Genomic DNA, 16,599 nt, shown 5'->3' on the forward strand with positions numbered 1-16,599 from the left:
ACCAACCGAAAACGCTTCACCGGACGGCAAAACATGCACATCCAGCCGATCCTTCGAAACGTCGATGCCAACAACGATTTCCATCCTATCCCATCCTTGCCTAATCGGGCTTCGCTTGCGGCCCAGGCGACTGTTCGGGGTCGATGGAACGGCGGACGATGACCCTCGCTCTCCCACGGGCTTCAAGGCCCAAAGATGCTCCGGTCTCTCGTCCGCCACCGCACCTGCTGCAATAGCAGAGTCGGCAAGGGACAAGTTACAAGGATGCCGGCAGGCAGGTGAGGGGCAGCGCTGGCGGACCGAAATGTAATTCGGCCCTGGCAAAAGCACCCCTATCCCCTCGCCGAATTCTTCCCCGTCAAAATCCGCTCCCAGGCCAGCGCGTCGGCAACGATCCGATCGAGATCGTCGCGCTGCGGCGTCCAACCAAGCTCGGCGCGGGCAAGCTCGGAATTGGCGACAATGGCGGCGGCGTCGCCCGGACGGCGATCGCCCATCTTGACCTCGAAATCACGGCCGAAGGCGCGGCGCACGCTGTCGATGACTTCCAGCACCGAGTAACCGTGGCTGTAGCCGCAATTGGCGACAAGGCTCTCTCCGCCGGCGCGCAGCCGCTGCAGCGCCAGCCGGTGTGCCGCCGCCAGGTCGCTGACATGGATGTAATCGCGGATGCAGGTGCCGTCCGGCGTCGGATAATCGGTGCCGAACACCTGCATGAAGGGGCGCTTGCCGAGCGCGGTCTCGCAGGCGACCTTGATCAGATGCGTGGCGCCTGGCGTCGACTGCCCGGTACGGCCCTTGGGGTCGGCGCCGGCGACGTTGAAATAGCGCAGCGCCGTGTAGCGGATATCATGCGCCTTCGCCGCGTCGCGCAACATCCATTCGCTCATCAGCTTGGACAGGCCATAGGGCGAAACCGGCGCCAGCCGCGCATCCTCGCGCACCGGCTCCAGCCCGGCGCCGCCATAGACGGCGGCGGTGGAGGAGAAGATGAAATGCGGCACGCCCTCGCGCACCGCGGTCTCGATCAGCGTGCGCGTCTTGGAAGTGTTGTTCTCATAGTAGCCGAGGGGGTCGGCGACCGATTGGGGCACCACGATCGAGCCGGCGAAATGGATAATGGCGTCGACCTTGTTGTCCCTGATGATCTGGCCGACCAGTTCACGATCGCCGACATCGCCAACGACGAGCTTGGCCTCCGGCGCCACCGCCCATTCGAAACCGGTCGAAAGCCGGTCGAGAACGACGACGCTCTCGCCCGCGTCCAGGAGCTCCCAGACCATATGGCTGCCGATATAACCGGCACCGCCCGTCACCAAAACCGCCATCCGTATCCTCGCTGATCAAGATTTATTGGAAACTGTCTCAAGGCCGCCTTACTGGAAAGCGCGCCGCAAGGCGAATAAAACTCCAGTGTCAAATGCGTAACAGTCGCCGGAGCCCAAGGCATCGTACTGAAACAAAGTTGATCCACATCAAGGGAATAGGCCACGATCCGTGGTCGTTAGAAACAGGCTCGGGGCGTGGCATTTTGACCGGAAGCGGCCGGTGGACGCCGAATGGGGCAATGACTATGATCCGGCGCAAAATTGGGAAGGCGACATGAACTACCAGCGGTTCTTCGAGGAAGCGATCGACCAGCTCCACGCGGAGCGGCGCTACCGCGTCTTCGCCGACCTCGAACGCATCGTCGGCAAGTTCCCGCGCGCCATTTGGCGTTCCAACGGCCGCGCCCAGGAGATCACCGTCTGGTGCTCCAACGACTATCTCGGCATGGGCCAGCATCCGGACGTCATCGCCGCCTTCCAGAAGGCGGCCGGCAAGATGGGCTCGGGCGCCGGCGGCACCCGCAACATCTCCGGCACCAGCAACCCGCTGGTCGAGCTCGAACTTGAGCTGGCGGACCTGCACGACAAGGAAGCAGCGCTGGTCTTCACCTCCGGTTTCGTCTCCAACGAGGCCTCGATCTCGACCATCGCGCGGCTGCTGCCCAACTGCCTGATCATCTCGGATGAGCTCAACCACGCCTCGATGATCGAGGGCGTGCGCCGTTCGGGCGCCGAAAAGAAGATCTTCCGCCACAATGACATCGCGCATCTCGAAAGCCTGCTTCAGGCGGCGGGGCGCGAGCGCGCCAAGCTGATCGTGTTCGAGAGCGTCTATTCGATGGATGGCGACATCGCCCCGATCAAGCAGATCGTCGACCTCGCCGAGCGCTACAACGCCATGACCTATATCGACGAGGTCCATGCCGTCGGCATGTACGGTGCGCGCGGCGGCGGCATCACCGAGCGCGAGGGGCTGGCCGACCGCATCGACATCATCGAGGGCACCCTGGCCAAGGCCTTCGGCACGCTCGGCGGCTATATCACCGGCACCAGCGCTGTGATCGACGCCGTGCGCTCCTACGCGCCGGGCTTCATCTTCACCACGGCGCTGCCGCCGGCTGTCGCCGCCGCCGCCACCACCTCGATCCGGCATCTCAAGCGCTCGCAGGCCGAGCGCGAGGCGCAGCAGCGCCAGGCGTCGCGGACCAAGGAAGTGCTTGCCGCCGCCGGCCTGCCGGTGATGGAATCGCCCACCCACATCGTGCCCGTGCTGGTCGGCGATCCCGAGCTCTGCAAGATGGCCAGCGACCGCCTGCTCGGCGTGCACGGCATCTATATCCAGCCGATCAACTACCCGACGGTGCCGCGCGGCACCGAGCGGCTGCGCATTACGCCGACGCCGTTCCATTCGGACGCGCTGATCGCCGAACTGCAGGACGCATTGGTCGAGACCTGGGACGCGCTCGGCATCCCCTACGCCTCGACAGGACGGCCGGCCGTCGCCAAGACCGACCGGATCATTCCCCTGCTGGTGCCGAAGTCGGGCGGGTGACCTTGCTGGTGGTTTGTGGGCGGTGATGGGTAACTGGTCCTGCCAATCATAGAACGCTGGCGCTGCCCCTCATTGTCCTGCCGGACATTTCTCCCCGTGAAGAACGGGGAGAAAAGCGCTGGCGTTGATGGTTTCGCCACTTGGCGCGTCGCAGAAAAGAGCGGCGAGGTTGCGGCCCTCCCTTCTCCCCGTCCTGCACGGGGAGAAGGTGCCGGCATGACGGGCGGCACCGCCCTTTGAAAGTAAGCCGGCAAGAACTTGCCTGACCCACAATCCAGCCTTGCTCAAATCGTCGTCATCCACTTCGCCAGGCGATGCGCCGCTTCCTCGAGTTGGTCGAGGCGGCGGTGGAAGCATAGCCTGAGGAAGGCTTCGCCGCCTGGGCCGAAGGCGGTGCCGGGCGCCAGGCCGACATTGGCATGGTCGACGATGTCGAAGGCGGCAGTTCGGGAATCGGTGATGCCGTCGACGGTGAAGAACAGGTAGAAGGCGCCCTGCGGCACGGTGAAGCGCGCCTTGCCGGTCGCGCCCAGAATGCCGCAGACCAGGTCGCGCGCCGCGTGCGCACGCTCGACCTGTTCGACGATGAAGGCATCCCCCTCGTCGAGGGCGGCGACGGCGCCGCGCTGCATGAACTGGGCGACACCCGAGGTCGAATACTGGATCAGGTTCTCGAACACCTGCTGCAAGGCGGGATGGGTCTTGATCCAGCCGACGCGCCAGCCTGTCATCGCCCAGTTCTTGGAGAAGCTGTTGACGAACAGGATGCGGTCTTCTGCCGTCGCGATGTCGAGGAAGGACGGGGCGCGGCCGCTTCCATAGTGGAAATGCGAGTAGATCTCGTCGGCGATGATCCAGACGCCACTTTGGCGGGCAAGGTCGAGGATCGCCTGCAGCGTTTCCCTGTCGGCGGTCCAGCCGGTCGGGTTGGACGGCGTGTTGACGAACAGCGCCTTGGTGCGCGGCGTGATCGCCGCGGCGATCTTGTCGACGTCGCAGGACCAGCCATTGCCGGACGGATCGAGCGTGACCGCGACCGGAACGGCGCCCGCCACACCGGCCGCGGCGGCGAAATTCGGCCAGGCCGGCGACAGATAGATCACCTCGTCGCCCTGGCCGGCGAGCGCGTCGATCGCCAGCTGGATGGCGTGCATGCCCGACGCGGTTACGATGAATTCCTCATCGGCGAAGCTCCTGGCGAAATGCCGGCCATAGTAGCGGGCAAGCGCCTGCCTGAGCTCCGGAATGCCCTTCTGCCAGGTGTAGAAGGTCTCGCCGGCGGCGAGCCCACGGGCGGCGGCATCGCTGATGAAGGAAGGCGTCGGCAGGTCGCCCTCGCCGGCCCAAAGCGGGATCATGCCGTCGCGCAGCCGGCCATGGTTGATCACGGCGACGATGCCGCTTTCGGGCGCAGCGCGCGCTTCGGCGCGCAAGGTCTGGATCAGGGTCATGCAAAAATCCGCTTGGTTTGCCGACAGCTAGCGTGTTTTACGACGGCCGCAAACAGAAAACCCCGGCCGCGAACGGCCGGGGTTTTGGTCCAGAAATCCGCTGCGCGCTATTTCCTGGCGAGAAGATCGCGAATTTCGGTAAGCAGCGCGACATCGGCGGGCGGCGGCGCCGCAGGTGCTGCAGGCTTCTCGCGCTCGAGCCGCTTGCGCATGCCGTTCACTGCCTTGACCATCAGGAAGATGATGAAGGCAAGGATGAGGAAGTTCAGTACCGCGGTGATGAAGCTGCCATACGCAAAAACGGCGCCCTCCTTCTTGGCGTCGGCCAGCGCGGGCGAATGGACGTTCGAGGACAGTCCGAAGAAGTAGTTGTTGAAGTCCAGCCCGCCGAAGATCGCACCGACGATCGGCATGATGACGTCGTCGACCAGCGAAGTGACGATCTTGCCGAAGGCGGCGCCGATGATGACACCGACGGCCAAGTCCATGACATTGCCCTTGGAAATGAATTCCTGGAATTCTTTCAGCATTCGACCCTCCTTGCCGTGGCCACGCTGCCGTCCCCAGCTCCCACTCGGCGCCGGCCCTCGCTTAGCATAACAAAAACCCCCGGTTGCAAAACGGGAAAAAGGGCCAGGGCACCGCTTTCTGCTGGCCGCCCGCGGCCATTGCAATCCGCCGCTATGCGCCGAAAGCCGCGATGGACTCGACCTCGAAGCTGTGATTGCGTCTGGCATGGGCCGACGCGAGACCGGCCAGGCAGGAGGTTCGAACCGTGCAGGGCTGGTTCATCGTCATCATCGCGATCGCCTATGTGACGCTGCTCTTTGCCATAGCGAGCATCGGCGACCGGCGCGCTGCGGCGGCCGGGCTCGGCCGGGCGCGACCCTTCATCTATGCGCTCAGCCTTGCCATCTACTGCACCTCCTGGACCTTCTTCGGCTCGGTCGGCCTGTCCTCCGAGCGCGGCCTGGAATTCCTCGGCATCTACACCGGCCCGGTGCTGGTGTTCGTGTTCGGCTTTCCGCTGCTCAACCGCATAGTCAGGTTGGCAAAGACCGAGAAGATCACCTCCGTCGCCGACTTTCTCGGCGCCCGCTACGGCAAGAGCTTTACCGTCGCGGCGATCGCCACGCTGATCGCGACCATCGGCGCCGTGCCCTACATCGCGCTGCAATTGAAGGCGATCTCCGGCTCGGTCAGCCTGATGGTCGAGCATTACACCGGCTCGCCGCCCTCTTTCGATCCTTTTGTGAGCGACATCTCGCTGGTGGTGGCGATGCTGCTGGCGCTGTTCGCGGTGCTGTTCGGCACCCGCCATGCCGACGCCACGGAGCACCAGGACGGGCTGGTGCTGGCGGTTGCGGTGGAAACCGTGGTCAAGCTCGCCGCCTTCCTCGCCATAGGCCTGATGGTGACGTTCCTGATCTTCGGCGGTCCCGGCGACATGTTCGACAAGCTCGCCGACAATGCGCAGGCGCGTCAGGCGATGGGCTATGGCACCTCGCTGGCCACCTGGCTGGTGCTGACCTGCCTCAGCGGCTTTGCCATCCTGATGCTGCCGCGCCAGTTCTACGTCACCATCGTCGAGAACCGCAGCGAGGCGGAACTGCGCACCGCGACGTGGGTGTTCCCGCTTTACCTGGTGGCGATCAACCTGTTCGTGCTGCCGATCGCCTTCGCCGGCCTGGCGCTGGTCGGCGACAGGACCAGCAGCGACCTCTACGTCTTGTCGCTGCCCCTGTTCAGCGGCCATGATCTGCTGGCCATGGCCGCCTTCATCGGCGGCCTGTCGGCGGCGACCGCGATGGTCATCGTCGAGAGCGTGGCGCTGTCGATCATGATCTCCAACGACCTCGTCATTCCGCTCTTCGTGCGCCGCCTGCTCAGGACCTCGACCTCGGAAAACGAGGACTGGTCCACGCTCATCCTCAATGTGCGGCGCGGCGCGATCTTCATCATGCTGTTCATCGCCTTCCTCTATTATCGCGAAAGCACCAACAGCGCGCGGCTGTCCTCGATCGGCCTGATGTCGTTCGCGGCCATCGCGCAGTTCGCGCCGGCTTTGATCGGCGGGCTGATCTGGCGCGGCGCCAACGGCAGAGGGGCCGCGCTCGGCATGGTTGCCGGCATTCTGGTGTGGGCTTACACGCTGCTCCTGCCTTCGCTGGTGGGTTCCGACGCCGACATCATCGTCCACGGCCTGTTCGGTTTCGAAGCGCTTCGGCCGCAGGCGCTGTTCGGTACCGTCGCCGAGCCGCTGAACCATGGCGTGCTGTGGAGCCTGTCGATCAACGCGCTGTTCTTCGTGCTCGGCTCGCTCTCCCGCGCGTCGGTGCCGCTGGAGCGCATCCAGGCGGCGATCTTCGTGCCGCGTGAGGCCGGCCCGATGCCGAGCCTGCGCCGCTTCCGCACTGCCGTGACCGTCAACGACCTCAAGGACACGATCTCCCGCTATCTCGGCGTCGAGCGCACCGAGCGTTCCTTCCAGTCGTTCGAGAAGAGCAACAGTGTGACGCTGCATGGCAACGAGCAGGCCAGCATGGATGTCATCCGTTTCTCGGAACAGCTTTTGGCGAGCGCCGTCGGCTCGTCCTCGGCGCGGCTGATCCTGTCGCTGCTGTTTCGTCGCAACGACCGCGATTCCAAGGACGCCTTCCGCCTGCTCGACGACGCCACCGAGGCGCTGCAGCACAATCGCGACCTGCTGCAGATCGCGCTCGACCAGATGGAGCAAGGTATCACCGTCTTCGACCGGGATTTCCGTCTCATCTGCTGGAACCGCCAGTACCGGGCGCTGTTCGGCCTGCCCGACGAAATGGGCCAGGTCGGCGTCTCGCTCGACCGGATCCTGCGCCACCTCGCCGAGCGCGGCGATATCGCGGCCGACCAGCGCGTGGCGATGCTCAACCGCCTGACCAGTTTTGCCGGCCCCTGGCAGATGGAGCTGAAGACCAGCGGCCGCATTCTGGAACTGCGCTCCAACCCGATGCCGGACGGCGGCATCGTCGCTACCTATGCCGACATTTCCGGCCGCGTCGAACAGGACCTGGCGCTGAAGCGGGCCAATGAATCGCTGGAGCAGCGGGTGAAGACCCGCACCATCGAACTGACCCGCGTCAACGAGGAACTGGCGCAGGCGCAGATGCTGGCCGAGGAGGCCAATCTCGGCAAGACACGCTTCCTAGCCGCCGCCGGCCACGACATCCTGCAGCCGCTCAACGCCGCCCGGCTCTACTGCTCGTCGCTGATCGAGAAGGCAGGCAAGGGTCCCGCCGGCAAGGCAGCGGTCAACATCGAATCCTCGCTGGAGTCGGTCGAGACAATTTTGGGCGCCGTGCTCGACATTTCCCGCCTCGACGCAGGCGCCATGAAGCCCGACGACACCGCCTTCAGCCTCGACGGGCTGCTGCGCCAGATCGGCACCGACTTCCGGCCGATGGCCGCCGAAAAGAAGCTCGAACTCACCATCATGCCGTCGTCGCTCACCGTGGTGACGGACCGCAACCTGTTGCGCCGCCTGATCCAGAACCTGGTATCGAACGCGATCAAATACACCCGCCATGGCCGCATCCTGGTCGGCGTCAGGCGGCGGGGGTCGCTGGCCGAGATCCAGGTGATCGATACCGGCATCGGCATTGCCGGCGACAAGCTGAACACGGTGTTCCACGAATTCACCCGGCTGGACGAAGGCGCGCGCGAGGCCGAGGGGCTTGGCCTTGGCCTTTCGATCGTCGACCGTATCGCCAGGGTGCTGAGGCTGGAGATCCGCATCTTCTCCAATCCCGGCAAGGGCACGCGCTTCTCCGTCATCCTGCCGGTGGCCGCGGTCGCGGCGCCCCGGCGCGAGATCGAGAAGGCGCCGGCGCGCGCGGCCTCCTCGCTTGCCGGCCTCAAGGTGCTGTGCATCGACAACGATGCCCGCATCCTCGACGGCATGCGGCTCTTGCTCGAGGGTTGGGGATGCAGCGTCGAGACGGCCGCTGGCTCAGAGAATTTGGCGGCATCCGTTGGCCGCAAGCCCGATATCGTGCTGGCCGATTACCACCTCGACGGCGGCACCGGGCTCGACGTGATCGCGACGCTGCGAGCGCTTCACGGCCAGGACTTGCCGGCCGTGCTGGTCACGGCCGACCGATCGAGCGAAGTGCGCGCATCGGCAGGCCGGCTCGACGTGCCGGTGATCAACAAGCCGCTGAAGCCGGCCGTGCTGCGCTCGATGATGGCGCGGATCAGGCCGCTGGCTTCGGCGGCGGAATAGCCGCGCCTGCTTACAACACAGGCCGAGCCTGTCTCAGCGGTATCCAAGGCTTGCGATGTAGGCGCAGAACATGTCGGCCATGGCATCGGCGTAGGCTTCGATCTCCGCGTCGGTGCGCGGGCTTGCCGAAAAATCCTTTCCCGCCGCGCTCAACGTCATCGTGATCAGATCGCCGGCCAGGTCCTGGGTTGCTTGCGGGGTTCCGGGCAGAACTTCGCGCAGGAAGGCCTGGACGGTGCGCTCACCCGAGGCCCTTGCCTCGTGCGCCTCGGGCGCGTCGCGGTAGAGTGGGGCGGCGTCATTGAGTGCCACGCGCACGGCAGCTTCCTCGCACTCCGAGCGGATAAAGGCATGGACCAGCGTGCGCATCCGCTCCAGCGGCGGCCGCTTGTCGTCCTCCAATATGGTGCGCAGCAAACCGCCCGTCTGCCGCCATTCATCGCTCTGCAGCCTGAACAGCAGCGCGGCCTTGTTGGGGAAATATTGGTAAAGCGAGCCGACGCTCACGCCGGCCCTTTCTGCCACGCGCGTGGTGGTGAAGCGCTGGGCGCCCTCACTCGCCAGAACCTGAACAGCAGCCTCCAGGATCGCCGAAACAAGCTCCGTCGCGCGAGCCTGCTTGGGCTGCTTTCGCGAGGAAATAGAATGGCTTGAGCGTTCGGTCATGGCGCGGCCGGGTAATGCGAATTGGAAACCTGAAGGATTATTCGTATTTTCAGCACAACACAAGAACACAGCCATTTTCGATTGGAGACTTCGATGATCACGCTCACAAACGCCCCGCTTGCACCCCTGCTTGCCCGCCTGTTCAAGGAAGCCGAGACCGCAACCAGCCCGGCAATGGCCGGCATCTCGCACGACGAGCGGGAACGCCTGCTGCGCAGCAAGACCGAGTATGTCGATCTCTACGGGCGGCTGAGGGATTTGTGGCTCGCTGTTTCGCCGGAAACCGGCACGCTGCTTTACATGCTGGCACGCAGCAGCGGCGCGCGCGTCATCATCGAGTTCGGCACCTCGTTCGGCATCTCGACGCTCTATCTTGCCGCGGCGCTCAGGGACAATGGCGGCGGCCGCCTGATCACGACCGAGTTCGAGCCGTCCAAGGTGGTCCGCGCCAAGGCCAATCTGACCGAGGGCGGCCTCATCGACCTGGTGGAAATCCGCGAGGGCGATGCGTTGCAGACGCTGAGCGCCGACCTGCCCGACGCGATAGACCTTCTATTGCTGGATGGCGCCAAGGCGCTCTATCCGGAAATCTTGAGCCTGGTCGAGAGTCGGTTCAAACCGGGCGCGCTGGTCATCGCCGACAATGCCGACCTCTCTCCCGAATATCTGGAGCGCGTGCGCTCGCCGGCATCGGGCTACATCTCCACCCCCTTCGGCGACGATGTCGAGCTGTCCGTGCGGCTCAGTTGAACAAGCCTCGCTACAAGCAGCTGATGCTGCTTCGACGGCAGGCGCCCGCCAATCAGCTCGCGGGCTGCAGCGGGTCGCCGCCGATCCGGGAAAGCTGGATCACCGCCTGGGTGCGGCTGTCGACGCCGAGCTTCTGCAGGATGGCCGAGACATGCGCCTTGATCGTCGCCTCGGAGACGCCGAGCTCATAGGCGATCTGCTTGTTGAGCAGGCCTTCGGCCAGCATGCCGAGCACACGCGTCTGCTGCGGCGTCAACGCCTGCAGGCGCTTGATCAGGTCAGAAATCTCGGGATCGCGCTCGACGCCGAGATCGATGCCGACGGGCGCGGCGATATCGCCGGCCAGCACCGCCTGCACGGCACCGCGGATTTCCTCCATGCTGGCCGATTTGGAGATGAAGCCGGAGGCGCCGAGGTCGAGTGCGCGGCGGATCGTCACCGGATCGTCATGCGCCGAGACCACGATCAGCGGCACGGCCGGATGAACGCCGCGCAGCGAGATTAGGCCGGACAGGCCGCTGGCGCCCGGCATCGACAGGTCGAGCAGCACCAGATCGATGTCTTCATTGGCCACGACCAGCGCCTTGGCGCTTTCGAAATCGCCGGCCTCGTGGATAGCGGCGACGTCACCGACGCCGACAAGCGCCGCTTTCAGCGCGCCGCGAAAAAGCGGATGATCGTCGGCGATGACGAAGGTGTAACCCGACGGCAAATAGTCCTCCCCAATCCCATGCTTGTCTGTTTTTACGGGATCTGGCCGATTATGCGGCGATATTGGCCGTTTTCAAGCGGCAAAGGCCGCGCGCGGGTTTTTCCCACGGCGGTTCAGTTTTGACGGAAACTCATTTGCGTTGGCGCAGCCAAGGTCGCGATCCGAGTTTTCCTGGACATTGCTCGGCCGCCCGGCCAGGCCGCGTACGGTCAGCCATCACTCCTCCGGCAAGCCCGCGAGTCGCATCTGTCCGATCCAGCGGTCGAGGCTTCCGGGGGCGGTCCATATCTTCTCCCACTCCCTGCGCTCCTTACTGATGGATTCGTCGGGAGTGTTCTGGAGGAAAACCGCAAGCGCTTCCTTTGCCTCTCGCTTGTTTCCCAGACAAGCGTGGATGCCCGCAAGCATTCGGTGTGCGCCGCTCGGGATTCTGGACATTTTCCGCATCGCCGCCAGCGCGGCCCCGCAATCGTTCTTTTCCCAGAGCGCCCAGCCCATCTGCCAGTTGAAATCGTCCGGGTAGAAGGGATCGATGCCCATGGCCTGCTTGATCCGATCGATCGCTTCGTCTGTATGGCCAACATAGAGCAGCAGATCCGTGCTGCGGACCAGGATATCCGAATTGCTGGGGTTCAGGGCGATTGCCTGATCGTACCGGGCAAGGGCCTGCTCGACCTCGCCGGCTTCGGTATGGATGCTGGCTCGGATATTATGCGCTTCAGCGTCATCAGGGGCGAGCAGGATGGCCTTGTCGGCGTATTCGGCCGCGCGCTTCAACGCCTCGTCACGGTCCTGTTCGTTCCAGCCGAACATCGCATCGTTGCGATAGGACCAGGCCAGCCCGATATAGCCGAACTGCGAGTTCGGATCCTCTTCGATCGCCTTGAGGTTCAGTTGCCGATACAGTTCGTTCCTCGCGGCCGAGAAATCCTCTCGGATCTTGGCAATCCCCATCAGGTGATAGTGCAGCGCGCTGACCTTGGCGGCACCGCTCTGTGGCAGGGGGCGCTCGATCCTCCGTCCGACCCGATCCGCAAGCGTGCGGATGATCTTCTCCTGGACGACGAAAAGATCGCCAATCTCCCCGTTGTAGGTGTTGGCCCAGACAAGCGATCCGTCATGCGCATCCAACAACTGGGCGGCCACTTTCAGCCGGTCTCCGATCTTCTGCTGGCTCCCTTCCAGCAGGTAGTCGACGCCGAGTTCATCGCCAATCTGCCTGGTGTCGGTGGGCTTCCCTCGGTACCTGAAACTCGAGTTCCGGGCGATGACGGCATAGGTCTTGCTCCGCGCAAGTTCGGTGATGATCCCCTCGGCGACGGCATCGCTGAGATATCCCTTGTCCGCTCCGGCACTGAAGTCGTCGAAGGGAAGGATCGCAATTCTCGGCATGTCGCTCGATCGAACCGGAGCGGCTCGCCATGCTTCCGCGCCGTAGTATGCGCCGATCGCCGCCGCGACGAGAACGATCGCAGCAAGGATGACCCCGCGTCGCGAAAGACGTGTCTTGGCTCGCTCCTTGACGGCCGCGGCGTCTAGGTCGGTTGCATCCGACGGATGGGCATTCAGCCGGTAGCCTCTCCTGGGGAGGGTTTCCACGATCGCATGCGCGTCGTCCGTCAATGCGCGGCGGATATCGGCAATGCATTGGATAAGGCTGTCGTCGGTCACGAAGGTATCGGGCCAAATCGCCTGCATCAGCGCATCCTTGGACACGATCTCGCCCGGTCGCGCCGCGAGCACGGAGAGCACCTCGGCGGACTGGCTGCGGAGATCGACCGCTTTGCCTTCGACCGTTCGGAGTTCGCTGTTTCTGGTCAGGAAAACAAAACCGCCAAACGTGATCGTTTCGGCAGGTTTCGGGTCAATTTCAGGGGCCTTTCGGGACATTTCACCCACCTGGCGCGCTTCCTAACCCTAGCCCATTCGACCGTCGCTTCCAAGCGATCCCAGCAGCACCGGATGGGACGGAGAGCGACATGGATCGCACCAAGCTCATCATCGCGCTCGCTCTTCTTTTGGCAGCGCAAACGGCTGCAAAAGCGGATTCCCGCATCGCGAAATTCTGCAGCCCTGACCATGTCAGGGAGATTAGGAGATAGCGATGGAACGGTTTCTTTTAATTACCCTTCTGTTAAATTTTGACGGCACTGTAGTAGTCGGCAATCATGAAAATGGTTTCCCGCCCAAGGTGTTAGTTTCAGAGGACGAGTGCAAATACCTGAAACGTCAATATGAATTTTCCACTCCTCCTGTTGGTCTTAAATATCTTTCAACCGCTTACATTTGTGAGAGGAAATATATGGCCATCGCTTCTGTGTACGATGCTAAGTGACGTCCCAAGCCCGGCGGCTAATACATCGCCAGCCTCAAGGAGTATGTCTATGAAGGCGACCCCGGCGTCATGCGGACTACGAGCGACGAGTTCTATCTCTGCACCCGACCGGCCGCGACCCCGGTATGGACACGACCAAGCGCTATTGTTGATGCAGGAACGTATCGTGAAGTAGCTCTTCGTCAAAATCGTTCGTCGCGACACACGCGAACCATCCTGAGATGCCCAACCCTAGCGCCGGATCCAGATTTCAGGTCGAACCGACCTGCATGCCGCCATTCTCACCCGTGCGCCCTCGGGCTGATGACGCCAGCCTTGAGAGGCGCCACGCGTAGGGGCCATTCAGTCGAAGGTCTGCAAATCATCCTTTTGCGGACACAAGGCGCGTCGCTGAAACGGATTCAGGCGAAGCGCTTTGGAGTTCAGGTCTTTTGCTGGTTGAGCCTGGCGCCGTCGTCGCCGCTCTCCTTGTCCATGTCCTTGACGATGTCCTTAAACGTCCGGAAGAACTGCTCCATGTAGCCCATCGTCTTGTTGAAATCCTCTTCGCTCGGCAGTTGCGATTCGAGCCGGGCGGAAAGCGAGTTCTCAAGCTTGGCGACACGCTCGTCCAATGCCTTGACCGACGCCTGCAACTTGTCGATCTCGTCCTGGTAGGCGGCGCGCTCGTCGGCCGCCGTCTTGCAGACGAGCTGGCCGGAGCGCTCCTCGCAGATCGACATGGCGCCGGTCTGGGTGTCCATGCGGACATAACCGTTGGCCGACTTTTCCAGCCGGTAGCGGTCGGTTTCCTCGGAAAAGGCCGACGCGGCGACCAGCGAGAAAAGTGCCGCGGGGATCAGTATATGCTGCGGACGCATGTTGTCCTCCATGAGCCAGTAGGCGCACTCTACCATAGGTTTGGCCGGAAGTGGGGAAGAGTGGTTCCTTGCCTCGACGCAGGCTCCCGCCGGAAAAGCCGTGCAACATCTTTCCGGACCTTGCCTGCACCCTTTCCCGCGCGGTTCGTTCGGACTATAGCGCAGCCATGTCTCAGTTTATCTACAAGATCGCGCCCGAAGCGCTCTGGCGCGAGGCCGAGAGCAGCGGCCGCTTCACCGGCGCGCCAATCGACATCGCCGACGGCTTCATCCATTTCTCGACCGCCGATCAGGTGCGGGAGACGGCGGCGAAGCATTTTGCCGGCCAGACCGGCCTGCTGCTTGTCGCCATCGATGGCGAGCGCCTCGGCGAAGCGCTGAAATACGAGGTGTCGCGCGGCGGCGCGCTGTTCCCGCATCTCTATGCGCCGCTCGAGATCGATGCCGTTCTTTGGGTCAAGCCGCTGCCGCTTGGCGCGGATGGCTCGCATCAGTTTCCGGCGCTGGAGGACGAATGAGCGTGCTCGACCGGATCGGCCAGAAGCTGCTTTTCTCATTCGACCCGGAAACGGCGCATGGCCTGTCGATCGCGGCGCTCAGATGCGGCCTGCCGGTCGCTTCCCGTCCGCCGCGCGACGAGCGGCTCAAGGTGAGCATCGGCGGCCTGGATTTCCCGAACCCGCTGGGCATGGCGGCCGGCTACGACAAGAATGCCGAAGTGCCGGACGCGCTGCTCGGCCTCGGCTTCGGCTTCGCCGAGGTCGGCACCGTCACGCCGCTGCCGCAGGCCGGGAACCCGAAGCCGCGCATCTTCCGGCTGACGGCGGACGAGGCGGTGATCAACCGGCTGGGCTTCAACAATGAAGGTCACGATGCCGCCGAGAGACGCCTTGCCGCCCGCAAGGGCCGTGCAGGCATCGTCGGCGTCAACATCGGCGCCAACAAGGACAGCGCCGACCGCATCGGCGACTACGAACGCGGCGTCACGCGCTTCGCGCCTTACGCAAGCTATCTCACGGTCAACATCTCCTCACCCAACACGCCGGGCCTGCGCAACATGCAGGCGCGTGCGCAGCTCGGCGAGCTGCTGGCGCGCGTCATGGCGGCGCGGGCGTCGGCTTCGGCAAAGCCGCCGGTCCTCCTCAAGATCGCGCCCGATCTTGTCGAGGCGGAACTGGAAGACATCGCCGCCGAGGTGGCCGACAAGCAGATCGACGGCGTCATCGTCTCCAACACGACGCTGGCGCGGGCGGGGCTGCGCAGCTCGGCGGTCGTCGGCGAGACCGGTGGACTCTCAGGCAAGCCGCTGTTCGAGCGCTCGACCGCGGTGCTGGCCAGGATGCGCAGACTGCTCGGTCCGGAGATCGCCATCATCGGCGTCGGCGGCGTCGATTCCGCCGAGACGGCGCTGGAAAAGATCCGCGCCGGCGCCGACCTCGTGCAACTCTACACCGGCATGATCTATGCCGGGCCTTCACTGCCGGGGCGCATCGTTGCCGGCATGGCGCGGTTTGTGGAGCGCGAAGGACTGAGTTCGCTGCGCGAGTTGCGCGACAGCCGCCTGGATCATTGGGCCGTCAAGGCTTATTAGAAGGCCATGGCGCTACCCGTGCGCCCACACCTTTATGTCATCTCTCATCGCGTTGCCCTTCCGCGTTCAGGCTGCCGGATTCATCCATACGATCTCCCAAACATAGCCATCTGGGTCTTCAATGTGGCGGTTATACATGAAGCCAAGATCCTGTGCCGGGTTGGGATCGGCGCGACCGCCCGCCGCAACCGCGCTGGTCAGCGTTGCATCGACGGCGGCGCGGTCGTCGACCGTGAGGGCGATCATTGCCTGACTGTCACGCCGCGCGTCGCCGATAGGGCGCTTGGTGAATTCGCGATAGTGGTCATGGCTCAGCAGCATCACCCCGATCGCGTCCGAGAACATGAGCGAGGTAGATTTCTCGCCCGAAAACTGCGGGTTTACGGTGCCACCTAGAGCCACGTAGAACGCCGTCGACGCCGCCAGGTCGCGCACAGGCAGGTTCACGAAAATCATTCTGGACATCGCTTTCTCCATCGCCGCGCCCTGCGCTATTGTCTTGATGTAAAGTTAGTAGATACAATGTATCTCGATGTCAAGATACATTTTGTTGAGAGAATATTCGAATGGGTCGTGCCGAGGCCGCGGCTAAGCAATGGGCTCGCGAGCGCCCCGACCTTCCGGTGTTGCCTGAAATGGTAGGTCGTCTGCTCGATGCCCGCCGCGCGCGATCACCTGAACCCGCTGCTTTCGGAATCAGGCCTGAATGTAGGTGAGTTTGATGTGCTGACGCCGCTCAGGCGCTCCGGCGAACCCTATAGGCCTTCGCCAACGCAGCTTTACGAATCGGCGATGATCTCGTCGGGCGGCATGACCAACCGCCTGGATCGACTGGAGTGCGCCGGGCTGGTTGAACGACGCCCCGATCCCAAGGACCGGCGCGGCAAGCAAATTGCCCTAACGACTGGTGGCAAGCGTGCGATAGACGATTTGATTGGTCCAATGGTGGCCGCTAGAAGAGCAATTGATCTCCGTGCTGACGCCGTCGGAGCAGGAGACTCTCAACGCCCTGCTCAAGAAATTGCTCACTGGCCTCTAGGTACGTTGTCCTCGCCACCAGTCACCTCTCCCGGCGTCAACGGATCCTGATCCC

General features: G+C 63.6%; 16 protein-coding genes. 8 read left to right on the forward strand and 8 right to left on the reverse strand.

Annotation, left to right across the window (positions count from 1 at the left end; translation table 11 throughout):
• Positions 1–332: 332 nt before the first annotated feature.
• Complete coding sequence (gene galE, locus PU724_RS08095; protein WP_354420171.1) at positions 333–1,328, reverse strand: UDP-glucose 4-epimerase GalE; 996 nt, start codon at positions 1,326–1,328, stop codon at positions 333–335.
• A gap of 274 nt (positions 1,329–1,602) precedes the next feature.
• Here galE and hemA point away from each other — a divergent pair, with 274 nt between their 5' ends.
• Complete coding sequence (hemA, locus tag PU724_RS08100) at positions 1,603–2,880, forward strand: 5-aminolevulinate synthase (RefSeq protein ID WP_127282444.1); 1,278 nt, start codon at positions 1,603–1,605, stop codon at positions 2,878–2,880.
• A 284-nt stretch (positions 2,881–3,164) separates the two neighbouring features.
• Here hemA and PU724_RS08105 read toward each other — a convergent pair whose 3' ends face one another.
• Both PU724_RS08105 and mscL read right to left on the reverse strand, forming a co-directional pair.
• A complete protein-coding gene (locus PU724_RS08105) occupies positions 3,165–4,331 on the reverse strand; it encodes a pyridoxal phosphate-dependent aminotransferase (RefSeq protein WP_354420172.1) in 1,167 nt (388 codons plus the stop codon).
• Between the two features lie 107 nt (positions 4,332–4,438).
• On the reverse strand, positions 4,439–4,861 hold the full coding sequence (mscL, locus tag PU724_RS08110) for a large conductance mechanosensitive channel protein MscL (protein WP_127310957.1): 423 nt from the start codon (positions 4,859–4,861) through the stop codon (positions 4,439–4,441).
• Positions 4,862–5,106: 245 nt separating this feature from the next.
• On the opposite strand from mscL, the gene PU724_RS08115 reads away from it, so the two are divergent.
• Entirely contained in the window at positions 5,107–8,592 is a 3,486-nt protein-coding gene (locus PU724_RS08115) for a PAS domain-containing hybrid sensor histidine kinase/response regulator (RefSeq protein ID WP_354420173.1), read from the forward strand.
• Positions 8,593–8,625: 33 nt separating this feature from the next.
• On the opposite strand, the gene PU724_RS08120 is transcribed toward PU724_RS08115, so the two are convergent.
• Entirely contained in the window at positions 8,626–9,258 is a 633-nt protein-coding gene (locus PU724_RS08120; RefSeq protein ID WP_127282443.1) for a TetR/AcrR family transcriptional regulator, read from the reverse strand.
• 93 nt (positions 9,259–9,351) lie between these two features.
• Here PU724_RS08120 and PU724_RS08125 point away from each other — a divergent pair, with 93 nt between their 5' ends.
• The gene (locus tag PU724_RS08125) at positions 9,352–10,008 is read left to right on the forward strand and encodes an O-methyltransferase (RefSeq protein ID WP_354420174.1); all 657 of its coding nucleotides are present in this window, start codon (positions 9,352–9,354) and stop codon (positions 10,006–10,008) included.
• 52 nt (positions 10,009–10,060) lie between these two features.
• Here the strand turns inward: PU724_RS08125 and PU724_RS08130 are convergent, their stop codons facing one another.
• The gene (locus tag PU724_RS08130) at positions 10,061–10,720 is read right to left on the reverse strand and encodes a response regulator transcription factor (RefSeq protein WP_127282421.1); all 660 of its coding nucleotides are present in this window, start codon (positions 10,718–10,720) and stop codon (positions 10,061–10,063) included.
• A gap of 216 nt (positions 10,721–10,936) precedes the next feature.
• Positions 10,937–12,610: a winged helix-turn-helix domain-containing tetratricopeptide repeat protein gene (locus PU724_RS08135; protein WP_354420513.1), complete on the reverse strand. Its 1,674-nt coding sequence runs from the start codon at positions 12,608–12,610 to the stop codon at positions 10,937–10,939.
• Between the two features lie 89 nt (positions 12,611–12,699).
• Between PU724_RS08135 and PU724_RS08140 the strand changes: the two genes are divergently transcribed.
• Both PU724_RS08140 and PU724_RS08145 read left to right on the forward strand, forming a co-directional pair.
• The gene (locus PU724_RS08140; protein WP_281035916.1) at positions 12,700–12,822 is read left to right on the forward strand and encodes a hypothetical protein; all 123 of its coding nucleotides are present in this window, start codon (positions 12,700–12,702) and stop codon (positions 12,820–12,822) included.
• 2 nt (positions 12,823–12,824) lie between these two features.
• Positions 12,825–13,055 carry a hypothetical protein gene (locus tag PU724_RS08145; RefSeq protein ID WP_127282419.1) on the forward strand — a complete coding sequence of 77 codons (231 nt, stop codon included), beginning with the start codon at positions 12,825–12,827 and terminating at the stop codon, positions 13,053–13,055.
• 422 nt (positions 13,056–13,477) lie between these two features.
• Here PU724_RS08145 and PU724_RS08150 read toward each other — a convergent pair whose 3' ends face one another.
• Positions 13,478–13,915: a hypothetical protein gene (locus tag PU724_RS08150; protein ID WP_127282418.1), complete on the reverse strand. Its 438-nt coding sequence runs from the start codon at positions 13,913–13,915 to the stop codon at positions 13,478–13,480.
• Between the two features lie 167 nt (positions 13,916–14,082).
• On the opposite strand from PU724_RS08150, the gene PU724_RS08155 reads away from it, so the two are divergent.
• On the forward strand, positions 14,083–14,433 hold the full coding sequence (locus PU724_RS08155) for a DUF952 domain-containing protein (protein ID WP_354420175.1): 351 nt from the start codon (positions 14,083–14,085) through the stop codon (positions 14,431–14,433).
• The gene (locus PU724_RS08160; RefSeq protein ID WP_354420176.1) at positions 14,430–15,506 is read left to right on the forward strand and encodes a quinone-dependent dihydroorotate dehydrogenase; all 1,077 of its coding nucleotides are present in this window, start codon (positions 14,430–14,432) and stop codon (positions 15,504–15,506) included. The genes PU724_RS08155 and PU724_RS08160 overlap by 4 nt, the downstream gene beginning before the upstream one ends.
• 66 nt (positions 15,507–15,572) lie before the next feature.
• Here the strand turns inward: PU724_RS08160 and PU724_RS08165 are convergent, their stop codons facing one another.
• Entirely contained in the window at positions 15,573–15,971 is a 399-nt protein-coding gene (locus tag PU724_RS08165) for a VOC family protein (RefSeq protein WP_126056576.1), read from the reverse strand.
• Between the two features lie 189 nt (positions 15,972–16,160).
• Here PU724_RS08165 and PU724_RS08170 point away from each other — a divergent pair, with 189 nt between their 5' ends.
• Positions 16,161–16,595, forward strand: a complete 435-nt coding sequence (locus PU724_RS08170; RefSeq protein ID WP_354420177.1) for a MarR family winged helix-turn-helix transcriptional regulator — start codon at positions 16,161–16,163, stop codon at positions 16,593–16,595.
• Positions 16,596–16,599 lie beyond the last annotated feature (4 nt).

It is taken from the genome of Mesorhizobium abyssinicae (assembly GCF_049887195.1).
GTDB classification, from domain to species: Bacteria; Pseudomonadota; Alphaproteobacteria; order Rhizobiales; family Rhizobiaceae; genus Mesorhizobium; species Mesorhizobium abyssinicae.

Excerpts from the sequence above, each read along its gene's own strand:
- galE (WP_354420171.1), bottom strand. The coding sequence starts at position 1,328 with ATGGCGGTTTTGGTGACGGGCGGTGCCGGTTATATCGGCAGCCATATG.
- hemA (WP_127282444.1), top strand. The coding sequence starts at position 1,603 with ATGAACTACCAGCGGTTCTTCGAGGAAGCGATCGACCAGCTCCACGCG.
- PU724_RS08105 (WP_354420172.1), bottom strand. The coding sequence starts at position 4,331 with ATGACCCTGATCCAGACCTTGCGCGCCGAAGCGCGCGCTGCGCCCGAA.
- mscL (WP_127310957.1), bottom strand. The coding sequence starts at position 4,861 with ATGCTGAAAGAATTCCAGGAATTCATTTCCAAGGGCAATGTCATGGAC.
- PU724_RS08120 (WP_127282443.1), bottom strand. The coding sequence starts at position 9,258 with ATGACCGAACGCTCAAGCCATTCTATTTCCTCGCGAAAGCAGCCCAAG.
- PU724_RS08125 (WP_354420174.1), top strand. The coding sequence starts at position 9,352 with ATGATCACGCTCACAAACGCCCCGCTTGCACCCCTGCTTGCCCGCCTG.
- PU724_RS08135 (WP_354420513.1), bottom strand. The coding sequence starts at position 12,610 with ATGTCCCGAAAGGCCCCTGAAATTGACCCGAAACCTGCCGAAACGATC.
- PU724_RS08140 (WP_281035916.1), top strand. The coding sequence starts at position 12,700 with ATGGATCGCACCAAGCTCATCATCGCGCTCGCTCTTCTTTTGGCAGCG.
- PU724_RS08145 (WP_127282419.1), top strand. The coding sequence starts at position 12,825 with ATGGAACGGTTTCTTTTAATTACCCTTCTGTTAAATTTTGACGGCACT.
- PU724_RS08150 (WP_127282418.1), bottom strand. The coding sequence starts at position 13,915 with ATGCGTCCGCAGCATATACTGATCCCCGCGGCACTTTTCTCGCTGGTC.
- PU724_RS08155 (WP_354420175.1), top strand. The coding sequence starts at position 14,083 with ATGTCTCAGTTTATCTACAAGATCGCGCCCGAAGCGCTCTGGCGCGAG.
- PU724_RS08160 (WP_354420176.1), top strand. The coding sequence starts at position 14,430 with ATGAGCGTGCTCGACCGGATCGGCCAGAAGCTGCTTTTCTCATTCGAC.
- PU724_RS08165 (WP_126056576.1), bottom strand. The coding sequence starts at position 15,971 with ATGTCCAGAATGATTTTCGTGAACCTGCCTGTGCGCGACCTGGCGGCG.
- PU724_RS08170 (WP_354420177.1), top strand. The coding sequence starts at position 16,161 with ATGCCCGCCGCGCGCGATCACCTGAACCCGCTGCTTTCGGAATCAGGC.